This window comes from Streptomyces sp. NBC_00572 (genome assembly GCF_026341815.1).
Lineage (GTDB): Bacteria > Actinomycetota > Actinomycetes > Streptomycetales > Streptomycetaceae > Streptomyces.
Map to the genome: position 1 here is coordinate 5,178,035 of NZ_JAPENX010000001.1, position 20,575 is coordinate 5,198,609.

Genomic DNA, 20,575 nt, shown 5'->3' on the forward strand with positions numbered 1-20,575 from the left:
GCCGAGAAGGAGACCCCATGTCGAGCACACCCGCCCCCGAAGCGGCCGAGGACCGGGGCGAGACCCCCGTCCCGTTCACCGCGGACGACTACCGCGCCCGGATGACCCGCGCCGCCGAGTCCGCCGCCGAGGCCGGACTCGCGGGCGTGATCGTCGCCCCCGGCCCCGACCTCGTCTACCTCACCGGCTACCAGCCCACCGCCATCACCGAACGGCTCACCGCCCTCGTGATCGCCCCCGGACAGGACCCGGTCCTCGTCGTCCCGACCCTGGAGGCCCCCGACGCGGAGAAGGCCGTCGGGGCCGCCGCGCTCACCTTGCGGGACTGGACGGACGGCAAGGACCCCTACGCCGTCACCGCGCCCCTCCTCGACGTCGACGGCCGCTTCGGCGTCAGCGACAACGCCTGGGCCATGCACCTCATCGGCCTACAGAAGGCCCTCCCGGGGACCTCGTACGTCTCCCTCACCGAGGCCCTGCCGATGCTCCGAGGCGTCAAGGACGCACACGAGCTGGCCCGGGTCGCGGCCGCCGGAGCAGCCGCCGACAGGGCGTACGGCGAGATCCTCAAGGTCCGTTTCGCCGGCCGCAAGGAGACCGACGTCGCCGCCGACCTCGCCGCGCTGCTCCTGCGCTTCGGGCACTCGCAGGTCGACTTCACCGTCGTCGGCTCCGGTCCCAACGGCGCCAACCCGCACCACGAGGCCGGCGACCGGGTCATCGAGCACGGCGACATGGTCGTCCTCGACTTCGGCGGGCTCAAGCACGGCTACGGCTCCGACACCACCCGCACCGTCCACGTCGGCGCACCCACCGACGAGGAGCGGCGCGTCCACGACCTCGTACGCGAGGCCCAGCAGGCCGGCTTCGAGGCGGTACGGCCCGGGGTGGCCTGCCAGGACGTCGACCGGGCGGCCCGCAAGGTCATCACGGACGCCGGATACGGCGAGTACTTCATCCACCGCACCGGCCACGGCATCGGCGTCACCACGCACGAACCGCCGTACATGATCGAGGGCGAGGAGCTCCCGATCGTGCCCGGCATGTGCTTCTCCATCGAACCCGGCGTCTACCTCCCGGGCCGCTTCGGCGTCCGCATCGAGGACATCGTGACGGCGACGGAGGACGGCGCGGGGCGCCGCTTCAACAACACCCCGCACGAGATGGCCGTCGTGGACTGATCGTCAGCCGTCCGTCAGGACGACCGCCGACTCGCCGGGGAGCCGCAGGACCCCGTCCGTCGCCGGGGTCTCGACCGGCTCCCACGCCGCCAGGACCTTGTCGCGGCCGTTGGAGCCGAGCGGGATCACGGCCGGCTCCTTGCCCAGGTTGACGGCCACCCGCAGAATCCCGCGCCGGAAGACCAGCCAGCGGGCCTCCTCGTCGAAGGCCACCTTCACGCCCGCCAGGTCCGGGTCCGTCAGGTCGGGCAGGGTGCGGCGCAGCGCGATGAGCTGGCGGTACCAGGCGAGCAGCCGCTTGTGCGGATCCCGCTCGCGCTCGGCCCGGTCGAGGGCCGAACGGTCGCGGGTGGCCGGCTCCTGAGGGTCGGGGACCTCGTTCTCGTCCCAGCCGTGCTCCGCGAACTCCCGCCGTCTGCCCCGCCGTACGGCCTCCGCGAGCTCCGGATCGGTGTGGTCGGTGAAGTACTGCCAGGGCGTGGTCGCCCCCCACTCCTCGCCCATGAAGAGCATCGGCACCGAGGGGCCGGTGAGGACGAGGGTCGCCGCACAGGCGAGCAGACCGGGGGAGAGGGAGGCCGAAAGACGGTCCCCCAGGGCCCGGTTGCCGATCTGGTCGTGGGTCTGGGCGTAGCCGAGGAAGCGGTGGGCGGGGGTGCGCTCCCGGTCCACCGGACGGCCGTGACGGCGGCCCCGGAAGGCCGAGTACGTGCCGTCGTGGAAGAAGACATGGGTGAGCGTCTTCGCGAGCGCGGCCATCGGGGCACGTGCGAAGTCCGCGTAGTAGCCCTGGGACTCGCCGGTCAGGGCGGTGTGCAGGGAGTGGTGGAAGTCGTCGTTCCACTGGGCGTGGACCCCGAGACCGCCGAGCGCGCGCGGGGTGGTCGTCCGCGGGTCGGCGAGATCGGACTCGGCGATCAGGAAGTGCGGGCGGCCCTGCTCCTTCGCCAGCTCGTCGACGGCCGCCGAGAGCTCCTCCAGGAAGGTCAGCGCCCGGGTGTCGGCGAGCGCGTGCACGGCGTCGAGCCGCAGCCCGTCGATCCGGTAGTCCCGCAGCCAGGCGAGCGCGCTGCCCCGGAAGTACGCCCGGACCTCGTCCGAGCCGGGCGCGTCCAGGTTCACCGCGGCGCCCCACGGGGTGTGGTGGGTCTCCGTGAAGTACGGGCCGAAGAACGGCAGATGGTTGCCGGAGGGCCCCAGATGGTTGTGCACCACGTCCAGGACCACGCCCATGCCGAGCCCGTGTGCCGCGTCCACGAACCGCTTCAGCGCCTCGGGGCCGCCGTACGGCTCGTGCACCGCCCACGGCGCCACCCCGTCGTACCCCCAGCCCCGCACTCCGGGGAACGGGCACAGCGGCATCAGCTCCACATGGGTGATGCCGAGGCCCGCGAGCTCCCCGAGGCGCGCGGCCGCGGCGTCGAGGGTCCCCTCCGGGGTGAAGGTGCCGAGGTGCAGCTCGTACAGGACGGCGCTGCGCAGCCGCAGCTTCGGGGACTCGTTCCGCCAGGTGTACCCGGCGTGGTCGACGACCGCGCTCAGGCCGTCCGGCCCGTCGGGCAGCCGACGGGAGCGCGGGTCGGGCAGCAGATGCCCACCGTCCAGCGAGAAGCCGTACCGGTCGCCGTCCTCGGCGGGCACGACACCCGTCCACCAGCCGTCCCGCTCGGCGTCCCGCTCCAGGGGATGCCCGGAGCCGTTCAGCTCCAGCGTCACCCGGTCACGGGCGTTCGGCGCCCACACCTCGAAGAGCACGGAAATCCCCTCGTCGACGGACCAACCACGCACGGATCCCAGCATCGGATCCACGCACGGATCCACGCATCGGATCCACGCATCGGATCAGCTCGGCGGATCAGCGAACGACCGCCGCGTCCATCCTGGCAGTCAGGAAGCCGCCGCGCCCGGCGCGTCCCACACGTAGTTGATCGCGCGCTCGAAGGTGATGTAGCCCGCACGGGCGAAGGCGGCCGCCATCGGCACGTTGCCCAGGTCGGTCGCGGCCCGGATCCGGGGCACGTCGGCGGCGGCCAGGACGCGGGTCCCCTCCACCAGGAGGTCATCGATGTAGCCGTTGCCGCGGTGGGCCGGCAGCACGCCGACGTACGCGATCGTGTGGTGGTAGTTGTTGCGCGCGGGGACGACGAAGCCGACCGGCTCGCCGCTCTCCGCCAGCTGGGCCACCTGCCACCACTCCCGCGGCGAGGAGTAGTGCGCGAACTCCTCGTCGTAGTGCAGCTCCGCGGCCTCCCGCGCCGACAGGCCGGAGGCCAGATCGGCCTGCCCGTGCGCGTCGAGCGTGCCCTCCATGACCGGGGTCATCAGGGTGACCAGGTCCTCACGGTCGCGCACCGGACGGAACTCCAGCCGGCCCTTCGGCTCCGGTACGGGGGTGCCGGGCCGCCACTCCAGGCGGAGGCGCTCGACGAGGGGACGGGCCCCGGTGGCCTCCAGAACGCCGAAGACGGACTCCAGGAGGGACCGGGTCTCCGGCACCTCGCGCCAGTCCGCCGGCATGAAGCGGCCGAACTCCGGGCGCTTCCCGTCCGCCGGGATCACGGCGGCCGTGGCGGTCTCCAGGAGCCGCAGGCCGATCTCGGCGCGCTCCTCCGGGGCGAGCTCCGGGGCGAGGTCGAGGAAGTCGAGCGTCTGCGGCTCGTCGCCGGCCGTGTTCGCCCACCAGGAGAGCCGGCCGAGGAGGCGGTCGCCGTCGAGGGCGACCCACATCCACTCGGGCAGACGGCGGCCGGTGGCGAGGTCGTCGGCGAGCTCGTGGTCGAGCGTGTAGGTGAGGCGGAGGAACAGGTCGAGTTCCTCGGGTCCGGCGAGCGGACGTATGACGAGGCCGTGCGTGTCGGTGGTGCCGGTGGTGCTCGAAGAAGACGTGGTCACGTCGTGTTTCCCCCTGGGGATCCGTGCTGTGGAGACGCAGACCGTAACAGCGATCGCCGACGAAGGGGTACGAAGTTTCCTGGTCGGAGGCCCTTCTGGACACTGCGGGCCCGACGGACCGACAATCACAGATGTGACGACCCCTTTCGAGCTTCCGGCGAACACCCCTCGGCTGACCGACGCCGAGCGGGACCGCGCGCTGGTGCTGCTCCGTGACGGCGCCGCTCAGGGACGTCTGTCGCACGACACGTTCATCTACCGGATGGAGCGCGCGCTCCAGGCCAGGCGCCCCGACGAACTCGCGCTGCTCACCGCCGACCTGAGGACCGAGGGCACCTGGACGCGCCGGGTGGTGGGCGCGGTCGAGCGGATGTCCGCGTTCACGGCCAGGCTGGGGCGCGCCTGGAGCGCCGAGCGGCTGCCGAAGCTGCTGCTGCCCCTGCCGGGCCCGCACCCGCTGCGGATCGGCCGCGACCCGGTCAACGGCCTCCGGCTCAGCCACGAGACGGCCTCCCGGCTGCACGCGGAGCTGTCGATGCAGAGCGGGATGTGGGTGCTGCGCGACCTCGGCTCGACGAACGGCACGACCGTGAACGGCCGGCGGGTCACGGGCGCGGTCGTCGTGCGGGCGGGGGACGTCGTCGGCTTCGGGCAGATGTCGTTCCGGCTCTCGCACGGGTAGGCGCCGCCCGGTCGGCCCGAGCGCCCCGACCGTCTAGCCTTTCGGCATGCAGCGGAACGACGTCACCCGGGACGACGGCACATGGGTGGGCCTGTCGCTCGACGTGCGGGACCGCCGGCAGCCGGGGCTGTGCGTGTTCAGCGCAGGGCAGCGGCTGCTGTTGTCCCAGCAGTCGCGGCCCGTGCTGCTCGCCGACGTCGACGAGCAGCTTGATGGTGTGGACTTCTGGCGCACCGACGCGTACCGCTCCTTCGTACCGCCGCTCCGCGCCGAGACGGGCCGCGCCTTGGCGGGCAGCCCGGAGCGGTGGGCGCACCGCATCGCCCAGTACCTCGTCGACTCGCCGGAGAGCCCGCTGCACGACGGCCGGTGGCTGCTTTCGCGCGAGAGTCCGATCCTGCGCTGGGGCCGTGCCGGCACGTCGCCGGCCGCGTACTGGAGCTCCATGCTCGTGGAGGGCCATCCCGACGGGTACATCGACTGGTTCCACCATTCCGTCGGGTGGGAGGTCTTTCCGCTACGGCCGATGCCCGCCGCCGACGACAGCCGGGTCAAGGCGTACCGCAAGCAGGCCCGCGAAGGGACGCTTCCGCCCGTCCTGTTGTGGTGGGTCAGCGGCCTGGACTGCCATCTGATCCTGGACGGTCACGCGCGACTCGCCGCGGCGATCGCCGAATCCGTCGAACCTCCGCTGCTGCAGCTGCAGCGCACGGTGCCGCGCGACGACCTGGCCGCACGTACCGATGAGGCCGTCGGCTTCTACGAGAGCGAACTGGCCCGCTTCGCCGAACTCCGCGCCGTCCACGGTCCCACCGTGCCCGACGGCACCGCCCTCGCCGGCCCGCAGCTCGCCCGTCTCCTCCACGACCTGAACACCGCGGAACAACGCACCTGGGCCTGGCCCCTGCCCGGTGGGGAGGCCGAGTGGCGTCGCATCTGCCGCGAGGTGACCGCCGACCGGGACTGGCCCCGTGGCTGAGCGCCACTGACTCCCCACTCCCTCGGCGCCTCCCGCAGCACGTCGACCGCCCGCTTGACCGCCACGGCAGCGTTCACCCGTTCGGCGGTATGCGGCGGGCGCTGCGGCGCGGGCGGTGATGGGCTGTGGGGACGCGCGCCACGTTCTCCGGCCGCGGCACCCACCGCCGATCGACAGGGGGCGCCATGAGCGACGAGCCGAACCGCGAGCCGGGCCGGGGTATAGGGAACGACCGGGCGGAGGTGCCGCCCGGGGACCCCTGGACGCGGCTGCCGTCCATGGCGCCGGCGACGCCCATGGCCGACGGAGAGGCCGACGCCCTCCTGCGGGCCGGGCTCGCGGCGCCCGCGCCGGGCCGGACGCGGACCGCGCCCGCTCCGACCGCCGACGGACCCGCGGGCCCTGCCGGATCCGTCGGACCCGTCGGGTCGGTCGCGCCCGGTACTTCCGGGGTGAGGACCGTCGCGCCGAGTCCCCTCGACCCCGGCGCCTCGCGGGACCCGCACGGCATCCACCGCACCCTGCGCGAGGAGTTCCCGCTCACCTACGACCCGCTGCTGCGGGCCTGGGTGCTCAGCCGGTACGCGGACGTGGCCACCGCCCTCACCGACAGCCGTTTCACGCACGGCCACCGGCCGGGCGACCCGCCGTGCGCGCGGGCCCACGTCGACGTCGACGTGGAGGCCCTGCGCTCGGTCACCGAACGCACGGCGTACGTGCTGGCCCGCCGGATCGCCGAACAACCGCGGGCCGACCTGGTCGCCGACTTCTGCCACTGGCTGCCCGCCGGAACCGTCGCCGCCGCCGTCGGCGTCCCCTACCGCGACATGATGCGGCTCGTACGGGGCAGGGCGGCCGGGGCGCTCGCCGGGGAGTGCGGTGGGCAGATCGCCGTACGGGAGAAGGCCCTGGCCTCCTTCCTCGGCAACGTCCTCTCGGACCCGGACCAGACGGCTGCCCTCCGGGACGCCCCCGTCGGGCTCGTGGGACGTGCCTGGGCGGAGTCGCTGCGCAGGGACCCGCCCGTGCAGATCGTGGTGCGCCGTACCGGTGCGGAGGTCCCGGTCAGCGGCGGCGTCGTCCCGGCGGGCGCGTCGGTCGCCCTCCTCGTCGGCTCGGCCGGGCGCGATCCGGAGCGCTTCCGCGAGCCGGACCGTTTCGACCCGCTCCGCGACGATCCGGGCCAGCTCACCTACGGCAGCGGCTTCTGCCCGGCCGTGATCCTGGCCGGTCTGGAGGCCGAGTACGCCCTGCGGGCGCTGTTCACGGCCATGCCCCGACTCCGCCTCGCCGACGGCTTCCGTCCGGTGTGGACCGGCCTCATCACACGGGCCCCGCGGAGCCTGATCGTCCGTCCCGGTGGCTGATTCCGGAGCGGGGAAGGTGTGCGTCCGCCCGCTGCTAGGGTGACGTGTGCTCGTCAAAGAGCGCCTTTTTCTGTACCACTTCCAACGGGGATTCAAACGTGAAGATGCGTCATGTCCGCGCGATCGCTGTCTTCGGCATCGCGGTCGTCGCCCTGACCGGTGCCCGCGGCTCGCACGGCGGCAGCTGCGGCGGCTCCAGCAGCTCCGGCAGTTCGAGCAGCAACCACAACAGCGACAACGACAGCACCTCCGGCGGTACCTCCGGTGGTTCCCTGCCCGGCGGCTCCAGCAGCGCCGACAAGGCGATCCGCGACGTGACCATCGACGAGTGCAAGTACGACCCGGCGACCAAGAACCTCGTCGCCCGGGTCACCGTGAAGAACGACGGTGCGCTCGACTACGACTACAGCATCACCATGAAGTTCAAGGGTGACGCGGGCGGCAGCGCGGTCCCGGCGACCGCCACCAAGACCGCCATCGCGGTCGCGGCGGGCGCCTCCGTGAACGCCGAACTCACCACCTCCTACCCCGGATCCGGCGACGGCTCCGAGTACACCAAGTGCGAGGTCTCGCGAGCCTCCCGCTCCTGACGGTCCGGGCGCGTGGGGGCCCGCCCCCACGCGCCCGCCCTCTACGCCTCCGCCGGTGCGGCCGTGATCGGGCGGCCCGACCACCAGACCGCGGCGAGCAGCAGGGCACCGGGAAGGACTCCGGCGACCGCCCCGATCACGGCGGCGGGTGCATCGAGCGCGGCCAGGATCAGGCCGCCGAAGCCGCAGGCCGTGAGGGACACCGCGAGCGTGTTCAGCGAGGGCCTCCGCCAGGCGGCCGCCAGACCGAAGAAGTGCACGCCGACCACGAAGGCGATCCAGCCGACGCTCGCGCGGGGGGTGTGCAGCACCCGGTTGATCACCAGGAGCCCGGCCGTGAGCGCGAGGACCTCCGCCGCCACCACGTACCAGTAGCGTCGGCCGAATCCGGTGCCGGTCGCGATGTCGGTGCCGGTGCCGGTTGTCCGTGGTGCCGCCCGGCCGCGTCGCCCGAGGACCACCACGCCCAGGAACGCGGCGACCGCGAGCAGGCGCAGCGGAGCGGCCACCGCCGTCGGCAGGACGCCCGCGTTGGCCTGGATGAACACGAGCCCGAAGGCGGCGCCGACGAGCCGGCCGGTCTGATCCTTGGTCATGATCATCAGCTTGTCATGGACAGGATGCGGCGGTCACCTCACTCCATCCGCGCCAGCAGCGCCACCGGCCGCTCCGCGAACAGCTCCGCCACCTTGAGCTCCGTCGCCGGGCCGCCGGTGAACTCCCGTACGCCGTCCAGGACGTCGGCCCAGCGGCCCTCCGGCAGGACCAGCTCCGTGTCCTGCCAGCCGCCCGCCTCCCAAAGACGGAGGGGCAGCCGGGTGACGGCGGTGATCACCTCGTCGGAGCGGCTGAAGGCCAGGCAGTGGGCGGCCGTCGGGCCCTCTGCCGTCAGCGGGGTGTACGTGCCCCGGGCCCCGAAGGCCGCAGGGCGTTCGCGGCGCAGACGCAGGGCCGCGCGGACCAGGGCCGTGTGATCGTCGTCCGCGCCGATCGTGAACGGCGCCCGGTTGTCCGGGTCGACCAGGGCCCGGTACTCACGCTCCGTGTTCTGGTACAGCTCCGGCACCCCCGGCATCGTCAGCTGCGTGAGGAGCGCGCCCAGCGCGTGCGCCCGGATGTGCGGCTCCAGGGCGAAGGCCGCTTCCGAGGCCGCCCGGAGCGGGATGCGGCCGGGCCCGGCCGCCGCGAACTCGGCCACCGCCCGCTCGTACTCCGTGTCGGGCTCCGTCCAGCTGGTCCGAAGCCCCGCCTCCCGTACGGACTTGAGGATCGCGGGGCCCAGCCGGTCCGGGTCCGGGATGCCGAAGCCGAAGGCGGTCTGCCAGGCCGTCCAGGCCACGTGCGGATCGGGCGCCGACACCCCCGCCACCTCCGCCAGGAGCTCCGACCACACCTGCGGGCACTGGGACAGGACCGCGATGGCGGCCCGGACATCGGCGCTGCGCTTGGTGTCGTGCGTGGACAGGACGGTGCCGGTGCCCGGCCAGTCCCGCGAGATCCGCCGGCAGTACGCGTGGAACTCGTCCACCGGCACCGCCGGGCGGCCCGCGTCCCCGCCGACCTCGTTCGCCGAGAGCAGCGGGGTGTACCGGTAGAAGGCCGTGTCCTCCACGGACTTGGCCCGCAGCGCAGACGAGGTCTGCGCGAACCGGGCCCGGAACGCCAGGTGCTCGGGCCCGTCGCCGAGCGTGCCGAGCGCCAGGTCCCGTACGACGTCGACCGCCGCGGCCTCCTCCGGCACCGCGAAGGCGGCCTTCGCGCCGCGGGCCGCCTCCGGGGTCAGTACCGTCTCGCCGCCGGTCCGGTAGGGGCGGTAGACCGGGACCCGGACGAGGAGTTCGCGGATCGCCGTGCGCAGCGCCCAGGGCGCGTGGTCCCGCAGCGCGGGGTCGGCGGCGCAGATCCGCTCCGCGATCCTGGTCAGGACGGCCGTCTCGGCGGCCAGGTCGTGGCCGACGACCTCGTACGCCGCGCGCCGCTCGGTCGCCTCCCAACGGCCGCCCCTGTCGCCGGTCCTGCTCACGAACTCCCGGTAGACGTCCGACAGCTCGTCGGCCCCGACCGGGTCGGTGAACACGCCGTCGACGTGGTGCAGGGCGTCGTATCCGGTGGTGCCGGCGACCGGCCAGGCGGCGGGCAGCGTCTCCGGCCCGGTGAGGATCTTCTCGACCACCGTCCAGCAGCGCCCGCCGGTCGCCGCCGCCAGATCCTCCAAGTAGCCCTGCGGGTCGGCGAGTCCGTCCGGGTGGTCGATGCGCAGCCCCTCGATCACCCCGTCCCCGACCAGTTCGACGATCTTCGCGTGGGTCGCCGTGAACACCTCCGGGTCCTCCACCCGCACCCCGATGAGGTCCGAAATGGTGAAGAAGCGACGGTAGTTGAGTTCCGTGCGGGCCAGCCGCCACCAGCCGAGCCGGTACCACTGGGCGTCGAGCAGCTCGTCGAGCGGCAGTCCCTCCGTGCCCGGCCGCAGCGGGAACTCCTGCCCGTCCAGGTGCAGCGCTCCGCCGGACACCCGCAGCCGGTCCCGTACCTCCGGGAGCCGCGCGGGCAGCACGGGGAGGAGCAGCCGGCCGTCCCCGGCCGACCGGTCGATGTCGAACCAGCGGGCGAACGGCGAGGCGGGACCGTCCCGGAGCACGGCCCGCAGCGCGTGGTTGTGCCGGGGAGAGGCCGCCATGTGGTTGGGCACCAGGTCGACGACGAGCCCGAGCCCGTGCGCCCGCGCTGTCGCGGCGAGGGCCCGCAGCCCTTCCTCGCCGCCGAGTTTGGCCCGTACGGACCGGTGGTCGGTGACGTCGTAGCCGTGGGTCGAGCCGGGGACCGCCTCCAGGACGGGGGAGAGGTGGAGGTGCGAGACCCCGAGCCCCGCGAGGTACGGCACGGCCCGCCCGGCCGCCGCGAAGGGGAACTCCGGCTGGAGCTGGAGCCGGTAGGTGCCGGTGGGGAGGACGGCCTCGGAACCGGACGGGAGGGAGGCCGAGGCGGACGTCGGGGCGGAGGCCGAGCCGGGCGGGAGGGAGGTCGGGGCGGAGGCCGGGCCGGACGGGAGGGAGGTCATGCGAACGTACGTACCCCGCGCGAGGGCTTCTGTGTCATCGCCTCATGCACCCGTTCGTGTGCATCGCGTTACGTTCGCCCGATGCTCCGGATGTATCGCGACACGTTGACCCTGCTCGGCCCCGCCCTGCCGGTGCTCTCCTTCCTCGGCCGGCTGCCCACCGCCATGTGCCAGCTCGGCAGCCTGCTCCTGGTCGCCGAGACCACCGGCTCCCTCGCCACGGCCGGGCTCACGGGCGGCGCGCTCGCGGCGGGACAGACCGTCGCCGGGCCCGTCATCGGCCGGCTCACCGACCGGCACGGCCAGCGTTCGGTCGTCCTCGCGGCCTCCCTCGCCAACGCGGTCGCCGTCGCCGCCCTCGTCCTCGCCGCGCTCGCCCGGACGCCCACCGGCTGGCTGATGGTCCTCGGCGCGCTCGCCGGGGCCACCGTCCCCCAGATCGGACCGCTCGCCAGGACCCGCTCGGTGGCCCTCGCCCGCCGCTCCGGCGCGGACGACCGGACCGTCGGCACGGTGCTCTCCTTCGAGGGCACCCTCGACGAGGTGTCCTTCGTCCTCGGCCCCGCCCTCGTCGGCCTCGCCGCCGCCCTCGCCCACCCGGCGGCCGCGCTCCTCCTGGCGGCCCTGCTGCTCGCCGGCTGCGGCACCGCCTTCGCACTCCACCCGACCGCCCGGGCCACCGCGCCCGAGCCGTCCCTCTCCACCCGATCGGGTGCCGCCGAACGGACGCGGCTGCCGGGATCGGCCTACTTCCTGCGCGGCACGATGGTCCTCCAGGGTGCCATGTTCGGCGCCTCGCAGGCCGGGATCACCGCCCTCACCGAGGAGCTCGGCGCACCCGCCCAGGCCGGGCTGGTCTACGCGGCGATGGGCGTGATGAGCGCCGCCGTCGGTCTCTCCATGGCGGCCGTGCCCGCCCGGATCGGACTCATGACCCGCTGGCGCACCGCGACCGCCGCGCTCGTCGTCCTCTCCGTACCGCTGCTGTTCGTCGGCTCGCTCGGCGCGCTCTACGCGGTGGTGATCGTCCTCGGCGCCGCGTACGCCCCGCACCTCATCACCGTCTTCGGCCTCACCGAACGGACCGTGCCGGCGACCCGGCTCGCCGAGTCCATGGCCTTCCTCACCAGCGGGATCGTCGGCGGCCAGGCCCTCGCCCTGGCCGTCTCCGGCCGGCTCGCCGAGGGCCACGGCGCCCCCGCCGCCTTCGCGGTGGCGGTGGGGGCGGCCGTGGCCTGCGCACTGCTGTCCTGGACGGTACGGGTGGCGACGCCCGGTCCCGTGGGGAAGCTCAGGCGGGCCGCCGCAGAACCGTCAGGCTGAGCGGCGCGAGGGACACCCGCTCGCCGCCCGCGAGCTCCGGGCCCTCCTGCGGCGGCATGCCCTCCGGGTCGGAGGTGTCGACCACCGTGCGCCAGCAGGCCCCGTGACTGTCGGGCACCGAGAACTCCAGCTCCTTCGACGAGGCGTTGAACATCAGCAGGAAGGAGTCGTCGGCGATCCGCTCGCCCTGGGTGCCGGGCTCCGAGATGGCGTTGCCGTTGAGGAAGACGGTGAGCGCCTGGGCGTGCGCCGCCTGCCAGTCGCGGGACGTCATCTCCTCGCCCTCGGGCGTGAACCAGGCGATGTCGGTGAGTTCGTCGTGGGTGCCCTCGACCGGCCGTCCGTGGAAGAAGCGGCGGCGCCGGAAGACCGGATGGTCCCGGCGCAGCCGCACCATCGCCCGGGTGAAGCGGAGCAGCGTGGCCTCCGCCTCGCTGTTCTCCTTCGGCCAACGCACCCAGGACACCTCGTTGTCCTGGCAGTACGCGTTGTTGTTGCCGCCCTGTGTGCGCCCGAACTCGTCGCCGTGGCTGAGCATCGGAACGCCCTGCGAAAGCATCAGTGTGGCAAGGAAGTTGCGGCTCTGGCGGGCCCGCAGCTCGGCGATCCCGACCTCCTCGCTCTCGCCCTCGACTCCGCAGTTCCAGGAGCGGTTGTAGCTCTCGCCGTCCCGGTTGCCCTCGCCGTTGGCCTCGTTGTGCTTGTCGTTGTACGAGACGAGGTCCCGCAGGGTGAAACCGTCGTGGCAGGTCACGAAGTTGACCGAGGCGAGCGGTCGTCGCCCGTCGTCCTGGTAGAGGTCGGAGGAGCCGGTCAGCCGGGAGGCGAACTCGGCGAGGGTGCGCGGCTCGCCCCGCCACAGGTCCCGTACGCAGTCCCGGTACTTGCCGTTCCACTCGGTCCACAGCGGCGGGAAGTTGCCCACCTGGTAGCCGCCCTCGCCGACGTCCCAGGGCTCGGCGATCAGCTTCACCTGGCTCACCACCGGGTCCTGCTGCACCAGGTCGAAGAACGAGGACAGCCGGTCCACCTCGTGGAACTGGCGGGCCAGGGTGGCCGCCAGATCGAAGCGGAAGCCGTCCACGTGCATCTCGGTCACCCAGTACCGCAGGCTGTCCATGATCAGCTGGAGCACGTGCGGGGAGCGCATGAGCAGCGAGTTCCCGGTGCCGGTGGTGTCCGTGTAGTACCGGGGGTCGTTCGACAGCCGGTAGTACGAGGGGTTGTCCAGACCCCGGAAGGAGAGCGTGGGGCCCAGGTGGTTGCCCTCGGCGGTGTGGTTGTAGACCACGTCGAGGATGACCTCGATGCCGGCCTGGTGCAGCGCCCGTACCGCCGACTTGAACTCCAGGACCTGCTGGCCCCGGTCGCCCCAGGAGGCGTAGGCGTTGTGCGGGGCGAAGAAGCCGATCGTGTTGTAGCCCCAGTAGTTGGAGAGTCCCGCGTCGACCAGCCGGTGGTCGTTCACGAACTGGTGGACGGGCATCAGTTCGAGGGCCGTGACGCCCAGTTCCTTCAGGTGCCCGATCACCGACGGGTGCGCGAGCCCCGCGTACGTCCCGCGCAGCTCCTCCGGCAGGTCCGGGTGGAGCATCGTGAGGCCCTTCACATGGGCCTCGTAGATCACCGTGTGGTGGTACTCGGTGCGCGGCCGCCGGTCGTCGCCCCAGTCGAAGTACGGGTTGACCACGACCGAGGTCATCGTGTGCGGGCCCGAGTCGAGGTCGTTGCGCGCGTCGGGCTTCCCGAAGGGATAGCCGTACACCGCCTCGCCCCACTTGACCTGCCCCGACACCGCGCGCGCGTAGGGGTCGAGGAGCAGCTTCGCCGCGTTGCAGCGGAGCCCGCGCTCCGGGGCGTACGGGCCGTGCACCCGGAACCCGTAGCGCTGACCGGGCATCACGCCCGGCAGATAGGCGTGCCGCACGAACGCGTCGGTCTCGCGCAGCTCCACCGCCGTCTCCGAGCCGTCGTCGTGGAGCAGACACAGCTCGATCCTGTGGGCGGCCTCCGAGAAGACCGCGAAGTTGGTTCCCGCTCCGTCATAGGTGGCGCCCAGGGGGTACGCCTGTCCCGGCCAGACCTGCATGGATACGACTCTTCCTCTTCTGTCCGGGTTTTGTGGGTGTTCTCCGGCCAGATCCTGCCCGAAATTGGGGCAACCTCCTAGGACTTAGCCCCGTCCTACCGGGTGACCGCACACCAAGAGGGGGAATGAGGGGGAAGTGTGTACGAAATAGCGCGCCGCCACCTGGGGAAGGTGGTGGCCGGAGCGGCCATGGCGGTGACGGGAACCGCCGTCGCGGTCGCGATCAGCCTGCCGGGCGCGGCGGGAGCCGACGACACGCCGGGCGGCCGCGGCGCCGTCGGAGCGGGGGGAATCTCCGACGTGGCCGGTTCCGCCGGTTCTTCGGGACAGCAGGGCACGGCCGGTACGCAGGGCGGCGACGGTGCGCAGGCCCCGGGCGCCGCGCCGCCGCCGGCGACCGTGGCGCCCGTGGCGGCCGAGGGAGAGAAGGGCGTGGGAAGCGACCCGCTCACCGACGACGAGCTCGCCCGGGCCGAGTCGCTGGCGCTCACCCCGCCCGGCGCCGCCGCCCAGCAGAACGTCGAGGGCGGCCGGGGGCCGCAGCACCTGGGCGCCGACCTCGCCGACCCGCTGCCGGGGGACGGCACGCGCCGCGCCGAGGTCCGCTTCTACGACTACGCGCGGGACGAGCTCATCACCCGGACCGTCAACCTCGCCACGGGGAAGGTCGAGAAGTCCGGTGCGCAGCGCGGGGTCCAGCCCTCCGCCCACCCGGAGGAGCTGCGCGAGGCCATGGAGCTGATCCTCGCGAGCCCGCTCGGCAAGGGCGTCAAGGAGGACTACAAGGACGCCACCGGCAAGGAGCTCACCTCCACCGTCCAGTTGTGGTTCAACGGCGATCTCTACCGCACCTACCGCGAGGCGAACGTGCCTCCGCAGCTCGCCCGTTGCGGCGAGCACCGGTGCGTCCGGCTCGTCACCAAGGTCCTCAACGGGGCCTGGATCGACACCCGGAACCTGATCGTCGACCTCTCCGCGAGGACCGTCACCCGCGTCGGCTGACCACCGCCGCCGGTCCTCTCCCGCCGCCTCTCCTGCCGCACTCGTACGAGGGAGTACGTTCCCATGTCCACCCAGCGCAGCCTGTTCACCGGACGAACGCGGCGCACCCGTACGCGGGGCGCCGTTCTGACCGCGGCCGTCCTGCTCGGCACCGCCACGGCCGCCACCGGCCCCGCGACCGGGGCCGTCGCGGCCCCTCCGCCGGTCCCGACGCGCACCCCGGTGGTGCCGCCGCCGTCCCCGACGCGGACCCCCGTCGCGCCCGAGGCCGACTGCTCCAACGCCTACCGCATCACGCAGAAGCTCGACGGCGGCACCACCTGGCGCATGTGCTGGCGCTACGACACCGACGCCGGGCTGACGCTCGACAAGGTGACCTACCAGCCGCCCGGTGCCGCGGCGCCCATCAAGGTCCTCACCAGCGCCAGGCTCGCCCAGATCCACGTGCCCTACGACGACGGCGTCGCCGAGTACGACGACCTCACCGGGGCGGGCTTCGGCTGGGGCCTGCAGAACCTCAAGCCGGCCGAGTGCCCCGGCGGCACCCTCACCACCGTCAAGGTGCCCGAGGTGGGCCAGATCAAGGGCCTGTGCACCACCACGCGGGCGCGTGGCCACGCGTACCGCATGGCCAGCGACACCGGCTCGAAGGTCTACCAGGCGCAGGCCAAGGACCTGCTCGTCTACACCGTGAACAAGGTCGGCTGGTACGAGTACATCTCCGAGTGGCGCTTCTCCGCCGACGGCACCATCGGTGCCAACGTCGGAGCCACCGGCAGCCTCTCGCCCGTCGACTACAACGCCACCGACGGCCGCGGCTGGCCCATCGGCAAGGGCGCCCGCTCCTACGCCACCAGCCACGCCCACAACGTCTTCTGGAAGCTCGACTTCGGCCTCGACGGCTCCACCAAGGACCGGATCGAGCAGTTCGACTCCACCGTCACCGCGCCCCCCGCGGGCGGCGGCGGACCGACCGTGAAGACCAAGCGCACCGTCGTCACCAAGGAGCTCGCCGGCGACGCCAAGAACATGCGCTGGTGGCGGGTGGTCAGCGGCACCGGCAAGAACGCCGACGGCCACGCCCGGTCGTACGAGATCGTCCCCGGCCACACCGACACCCACGCCGGGCGCGGATTCACCAAGCACGACGTGTACTTCACGCAGGCGCGTGCCTGTGAGAAGTTCGCGAGCAACAACATCGGCAACTGCGCGCCCAACGCCGGTGACAGCGTGGACAAATGGGTCAACGGGGAGACTCTGACCAAACCGTCCGTCTGGGTCAACATCGGGTTCCACCACATCGCCCGGGACGAGGACCAGCAGCCGATGCCGGTCCACTGGCAGGGCTTCCAGCTCGCGCCCAGGGACGTAACCGCTATGAATCCGCTCACTCCGGCCGATCTCGCCTCCCAGAACGGGCAGCCGGATCTGGGGAGTTGAGGAAGGAGCCTGACGATCCTGCTGCACCGCCTCCCGCTCGCGGAGTACCCTTCCTTGATCGTTGTCGGACCGGTCGACACGGGCGTCCAGGAGCAGAAGGCGGTGCGCGGGTGAGCTCGGGAGGTCTGGAGCTGCCCCCAGGGGATCAGGGTCGCGAGGGGGGTCCTGCCGACCCCTCCGAGGCGCCGCCCGGCGCGGTCGCGCCGCCGGGAGCCGTGCCGCCCGGCACGGTCACCGTCGCCCGGCCGGTGGAGATCGGAGCGGAGCTCGACTGGGGCGCCGAGGCCTGGAGCGAGGTCCGCACCCGCGCCCAGCGCGCCGGACGCGCCTACATCTGGCTGAACCTCGTCGAACAGCGGCTCCGTGCCGTGGTCGCCGCCGTCCTGCGGCCCGTGTACGAACCCGTGCACGGCGAGGAGTGGGTGGTGGCCGCGGCCGGCCCGGCGGGCCAGGAGTGGGTGCAGCGGGCGGTCGCCGTCCGCGAGGTCTCGCGGCGCAAGGGCTATCTGCTCGACCCCGCCGACGACAACGTCCTCAGCTTCCTCACCCTGCCGCAGCTGCGCGAGCTGATGGTCCAGCACTGGCCGTGCTTCGAGCCCTACTTCGACGACCGGCGCGAGGTCGAGCTGGCCCTGGACGAGCTGGAGGTCACGCGCAACGTGGTCTCCCGCAACCGGGCCCTGTCGCTCACCGTCCTCGCCCAGTCCGAACGGGCCTCCGCGCGCATCCTGGAGATCCTCGGCAGCGGTGCCGGGGTGCCCTCCGCCGACCGGCTGCCCGTCGACGCGGTCGAGGACCTCGTCGGGGACCGGTACGCGGACGTGGTCTCCGTCCACCCCGACCGAGTCCGGCTCCAGCGGCAGCTGCCCGCCGAGGACCTCTTCGGCGGGGCCCGCCGCCTCGACGCCACCGGCATAGGTCTCAATCTGCTCGTGCAGAACTTCTCGGGCCGCCGCATGGTCCGCCTCGCCGAGTCCGGCTGCCGGACCCGGCTGCTCTTCCTCAACCCCGCGAGCAGCGCCGTCAAGCGCCGCGAGCGCGAACTCGGCCTGAAGAAGGGCGAACTGAGCCGCTCGGTCGAGATGAACATCCTGCACATGCGCCGGGTCCGCTCCAAGCTCCGCGACCCGGGCGCCTTCCAGATCCACGTCTTCGACGAGACCCCCCGCTTCACCGCCTACCTGGTGGACGGCGACGGACCGGACGGGGTGGGCGTCGTGCAGTCCTATCTGCGCCGGGCCCGGGGCATGGAGGCCCCGGTCCTCGTGCTGCGCGGCGGCGGGCGGAACGTGGTGCGCCACGGGCAGGGGATCCGTGACGGCGATCACGGACTTTTCGAGACATACCGGGAGGAATTCGAGTCCGTCTGGCTCGACTCCCGGCCCGTCTCCTGACCCCTCGCCGCGGAGGCCGGGAGCGTTGTCAGTGGTGCGTGCGAGGGTGGTCAGCACCACGGGGGAGATCACGTAAGGAGGACCCGATGGCTTGGCACGGCGAGACGCTGGTCGGCTTCGACCTGGAGACGACCGGCACCGAACCGCTGGAGGCCCGTATCGTGACGGCCTCGATCATCGAGGTCGACGGCGGGGGACACGTCACTTGCCGGCGGGACTGGCTCGCCGACCCGGGCATCCGCATCCCGGAGCAGGCCTCCGCGATCCACGGCATCAGCAACGAGCGGGCGGCCGCCGAAGGCCGCCCGGTGCGCGAGGTCGCCGACGAGATCGCGAAGACACTCGCCGAGTACTGGGAGGACGGCGTCCCGGTCGTGGCGTACAACGCCAGCTTCGACCTGACGCTGCTCTCCGCCGAGCTGCGTCGCCACGGACTGCCCTCGCTGAGCGAGCGGCTCGGCGGGGCCCCCATCGGGCCCGTCGTCGACCCGTACACCATCGACCGGGCCGTCGACCGCTACCGGCGCGGCAAGCGGAACCTGGAAGCGGTCTGCGGGGAGTACGGAGTCGTGCTCGAAGCCGCCCACCAGGCCGCCGCCGACGCGCTCGCCGCCGTCCGGGTCGCCGTCGCGATAGCCGAGCGGCACCGCCAGGTCGCCGAGCTGAACCCGGCCGAGCTCCACGAGCGTCAGATCGTCTGGTACCGCGCCTGGGCCGAGAACTTCCAGGCCTTCCTGCGCCGCAAGGGCGACGTGGACGCGGTCGTCGAGTCCACCTGGCCCCTGCGCGAGGCGGTCGCGGCGGCGGTGTAGCCGCCGCGCCGGTCGGCTACGAGTTCTCCTTGAGGAAGGAGAGCAGCAGCTCGCCGACCTTCTCCGGCTGGTCCAGCTGGAGCCAGTGGCCCGCGTCCTCGATCCGCTCGTAGCGCCAGGGCCCGGCGATGTGCTCGCCCGTACCGGCCATCGAGCGCTCGGTGAGGAAGCGGTCGCCGGTGGACCAGAGCCCGAGCACCGGAACCGTCTCCGGCAGCGGAGGCAGGGGCGACGGCGGCGGACCGGCACCGAACAGCACCTCCGCCGGGAGACCCGAGCGGTAGACGTTCAGCGCCGCCGTCAGCGCGCCCGGCGCCCGCAGCGGCTCCATCACGGCCTCCGCGTCCGGGTGCTCCGCCAGCATCTCCCGCAGGTTGGCGAAGTCCTCCCGGGCCAGCCAGTCCTCGGCCAGTCCCTCGTGCTGGAACAGCAGCATGTACCAGGAGCGCTGCTTCTGCTCCCAGCCCGCGGCGAGGATCGACGCGATATGCCCCACGGACAGCAGGCTCAGGCTGCGCGTGCGGTGCGGCACCACCTGCGCGAGACCCTGGACGATGCCCGAGCCCCAGTCGTGGCCCACCAGATGGACCTGGTCGATGTCGAGCCGGTCCAGGAGTTCGAGCAGATCGCCCACGTTCTTGGCCGGGTGGTACGCCTCCGGACCGCCCTCAGGACGGTCTGAGGCGCCGAACCCCCGCAGCGTCGGGGTGACACAGGTGAAGCCCGCCGCCGTGAGTACCGGAACCTGGTGACGCCAGAGGTGGTGGCTGTCGGGGAAGCCGTGCACGAGCAGCACGGCCGGTCCCTCACCGCTCACCTCGACGTCGAGCGTCACCTCGGAAAGTTCCACACGCATCCCAACACCCCGTTCGACGAGCCCGGTTCGGTCGGGAAACATGATGTCAGAACGGGTACCAGCGCACCTCGGGGTCGCCGTCCCGCAGCGAGGCCACCCGCCGCTCGAATTCGGCCAAAGCCTTCGGGTTCGACGGCGCGTGCTGCGCCACCCACGCGCAGCTCGCGGTCTCCCGCGCGCCGCGCAGCACCGCGCACCCCTCCCACTCCCGTACGTCCCAGCCGTACGCCTCGGTGAAGGCCTCGTACGCGGCCGGGTCCAGGCCGTACCGGTCGCGGGACAGGGCGAGCACCACCAGGTCGTGCTCGCGCAGGTCGGAGGAGAAGGTCTCCAGGTCCACCAGGACCGGGCCGTCGGGGCCGACATGGACGTTCCGGGGGAGGGCGTCACCATGGATCGGGCCGGGCGTCAGATGCGGGGTCAGCGCGGCGGCCGCCGGGGCGAAGGAATCGCGCCGCTCCCGCAGGAACGCCGCGTCCGCCGGGTCGATCGCGTCCCCCGCGAGCCGCAGCCACCGCTCGACCCCGCCGAGCAGGTCACGGCGCGGCAGCGCGAAGGCCACAGGCTCCGGCAGGGCGTGGATCAGGCGGAGCAGCGGCGCCAGATCGCGCGGCTCAGCGGGCCGCACCGCCTCGGGCAGCCGGTGCCAGAAGGTCAGCGGGTGCCCCTCGACCAGACGCGGCTTCTCCTCGGCGGCCCGCACCGCCGGCACCTCCGCGTCGGCGAGCCAGGCGGCCAGCGCCAGCTCCCGCTCGGCCCGCTCGAACACCTCCGCGTCCCGGCCCACCTTCACGGCGAGATCGCCCACGGCGAAGACCGCGTTCTCACCGAGGGCCAGCAGCCGCGCCTCCGCGACCGGCACCCCCGCCGCGGCCAGGATCTCCCGCGCCCGCGCCTCGTCCATCGA

At 72.9% G+C, this 20,575-nt stretch carries 17 protein-coding genes; 10 read left to right on the plus strand and 7 right to left on the minus strand.

Features of this window, described 5'->3' with window-relative positions:
• Positions 1 to 17: 17 nt before the first annotated feature.
• Complete coding sequence (locus OG514_RS23810) at positions 18 to 1,181, plus strand: aminopeptidase P family protein (protein WP_266898029.1); 1,164 nt, start codon at positions 18 to 20, stop codon at positions 1,179 to 1,181.
• Between the two features lie 3 nt (positions 1,182 to 1,184).
• On the opposite strand, the gene treZ is transcribed toward OG514_RS23810, so the two are convergent.
• On the minus strand, positions 1,185 to 2,936 hold the full coding sequence (gene treZ, locus OG514_RS23815) for a malto-oligosyltrehalose trehalohydrolase (protein WP_266900937.1): 1,752 nt from the start codon (positions 2,934 to 2,936) through the stop codon (positions 1,185 to 1,187).
• 132 nt (positions 2,937 to 3,068) lie between these two features.
• A complete protein-coding gene (locus OG514_RS23820) occupies positions 3,069 to 4,073 on the minus strand; it encodes a GNAT family N-acetyltransferase (protein WP_266898031.1) in 1,005 nt (334 codons plus the stop codon).
• Positions 4,074 to 4,206: 133 nt separating this feature from the next.
• Here OG514_RS23820 and OG514_RS23825 point away from each other — a divergent pair, with 133 nt between their 5' ends.
• The 4 genes from OG514_RS23825 to OG514_RS23840 all read left to right on the plus strand — a co-directional run bounded on the left by OG514_RS23825 (position 4,207) and on the right by OG514_RS23840 (position 7,691).
• A complete protein-coding gene (locus OG514_RS23825) occupies positions 4,207 to 4,755 on the plus strand; it encodes a DUF1707 and FHA domain-containing protein (protein WP_266898033.1) in 549 nt (182 codons plus the stop codon).
• A gap of 46 nt (positions 4,756 to 4,801) precedes the next feature.
• Complete coding sequence (locus OG514_RS23830) at positions 4,802 to 5,734, plus strand: hypothetical protein (RefSeq protein WP_266898035.1); 933 nt, start codon at positions 4,802 to 4,804, stop codon at positions 5,732 to 5,734.
• A gap of 185 nt (positions 5,735 to 5,919) precedes the next feature.
• A complete protein-coding gene (locus OG514_RS23835) occupies positions 5,920 to 7,101 on the plus strand; it encodes a cytochrome P450 (RefSeq protein WP_266898037.1) in 1,182 nt (393 codons plus the stop codon).
• A 104-nt stretch (positions 7,102 to 7,205) separates the two neighbouring features.
• Positions 7,206 to 7,691 carry a hypothetical protein gene (locus tag OG514_RS23840; protein ID WP_266900938.1) on the plus strand — a complete coding sequence of 162 codons (486 nt, stop codon included), beginning with the start codon at positions 7,206 to 7,208 and terminating at the stop codon, positions 7,689 to 7,691.
• Between the two features lie 41 nt (positions 7,692 to 7,732).
• On the opposite strand, the gene OG514_RS23845 is transcribed toward OG514_RS23840, so the two are convergent.
• Together OG514_RS23845 and treY are read right to left on the minus strand one after the other, a co-directional pair.
• The gene (locus OG514_RS23845) at positions 7,733 to 8,287 is read right to left on the minus strand and encodes a hypothetical protein (protein ID WP_266898039.1); all 555 of its coding nucleotides are present in this window, start codon (positions 8,285 to 8,287) and stop codon (positions 7,733 to 7,735) included.
• A 38-nt stretch (positions 8,288 to 8,325) separates the two neighbouring features.
• Positions 8,326 to 10,752, minus strand: coding sequence for a malto-oligosyltrehalose synthase (treY, locus tag OG514_RS23850; RefSeq protein WP_266898041.1), 2,427 nt, complete (start codon positions 10,750 to 10,752; stop codon positions 8,326 to 8,328).
• 90 nt (positions 10,753 to 10,842) lie between these two features.
• Between treY and OG514_RS23855 the strand changes: the two genes are divergently transcribed.
• The gene (locus OG514_RS23855; protein ID WP_266900939.1) at positions 10,843 to 12,075 is read left to right on the plus strand and encodes an MFS transporter; all 1,233 of its coding nucleotides are present in this window, start codon (positions 10,843 to 10,845) and stop codon (positions 12,073 to 12,075) included.
• On the opposite strand, the gene glgX is transcribed toward OG514_RS23855, so the two are convergent.
• A complete protein-coding gene (gene glgX, locus OG514_RS23860; protein ID WP_266898043.1) occupies positions 12,044 to 14,164 on the minus strand; it encodes a glycogen debranching protein GlgX in 2,121 nt (706 codons plus the stop codon). The two genes, OG514_RS23855 and glgX, sit on opposite strands and share 32 nt — an antisense overlap.
• Positions 14,165 to 14,302: 138 nt before the next feature.
• Here glgX and OG514_RS23865 point away from each other — a divergent pair, with 138 nt between their 5' ends.
• The 4 genes from OG514_RS23865 to OG514_RS23880 all read left to right on the plus strand — a co-directional run bounded on the left by OG514_RS23865 (position 14,303) and on the right by OG514_RS23880 (position 18,812).
• Positions 14,303 to 15,166: a Tat pathway signal sequence domain protein gene (locus OG514_RS23865; protein ID WP_266898045.1), complete on the plus strand. Its 864-nt coding sequence runs from the start codon at positions 14,303 to 14,305 to the stop codon at positions 15,164 to 15,166.
• 63 nt (positions 15,167 to 15,229) lie between these two features.
• Positions 15,230 to 16,606 carry a copper amine oxidase gene (locus OG514_RS23870; RefSeq protein ID WP_266898047.1) on the plus strand — a complete coding sequence of 459 codons (1,377 nt, stop codon included), beginning with the start codon at positions 15,230 to 15,232 and terminating at the stop codon, positions 16,604 to 16,606.
• Positions 16,607 to 16,716: 110 nt separating this feature from the next.
• Positions 16,717 to 18,000, plus strand: a complete 1,284-nt coding sequence (locus OG514_RS23875; RefSeq protein ID WP_266898049.1) for an SAV2148 family HEPN domain-containing protein — start codon at positions 16,717 to 16,719, stop codon at positions 17,998 to 18,000.
• 86 nt (positions 18,001 to 18,086) lie between these two features.
• Positions 18,087 to 18,812, plus strand: a complete 726-nt coding sequence (locus OG514_RS23880; RefSeq protein WP_266898051.1) for a 3'-5' exonuclease — start codon at positions 18,087 to 18,089, stop codon at positions 18,810 to 18,812.
• A 16-nt stretch (positions 18,813 to 18,828) separates the two neighbouring features.
• Here the strand turns inward: OG514_RS23880 and OG514_RS23885 are convergent, their stop codons facing one another.
• Together OG514_RS23885 and OG514_RS23890 are read right to left on the minus strand one after the other, a co-directional pair.
• Entirely contained in the window at positions 18,829 to 19,668 is an 840-nt protein-coding gene (locus OG514_RS23885; protein ID WP_266898053.1) for an alpha/beta fold hydrolase, read from the minus strand.
• Between the two features lie 46 nt (positions 19,669 to 19,714).
• Positions 19,715 to 20,572, minus strand: coding sequence for an aminoglycoside phosphotransferase family protein (locus tag OG514_RS23890; protein WP_266900940.1), 858 nt, complete (start codon positions 20,570 to 20,572; stop codon positions 19,715 to 19,717).
• Between the last annotated feature and the right edge of the window lie 3 nt (positions 20,573 to 20,575).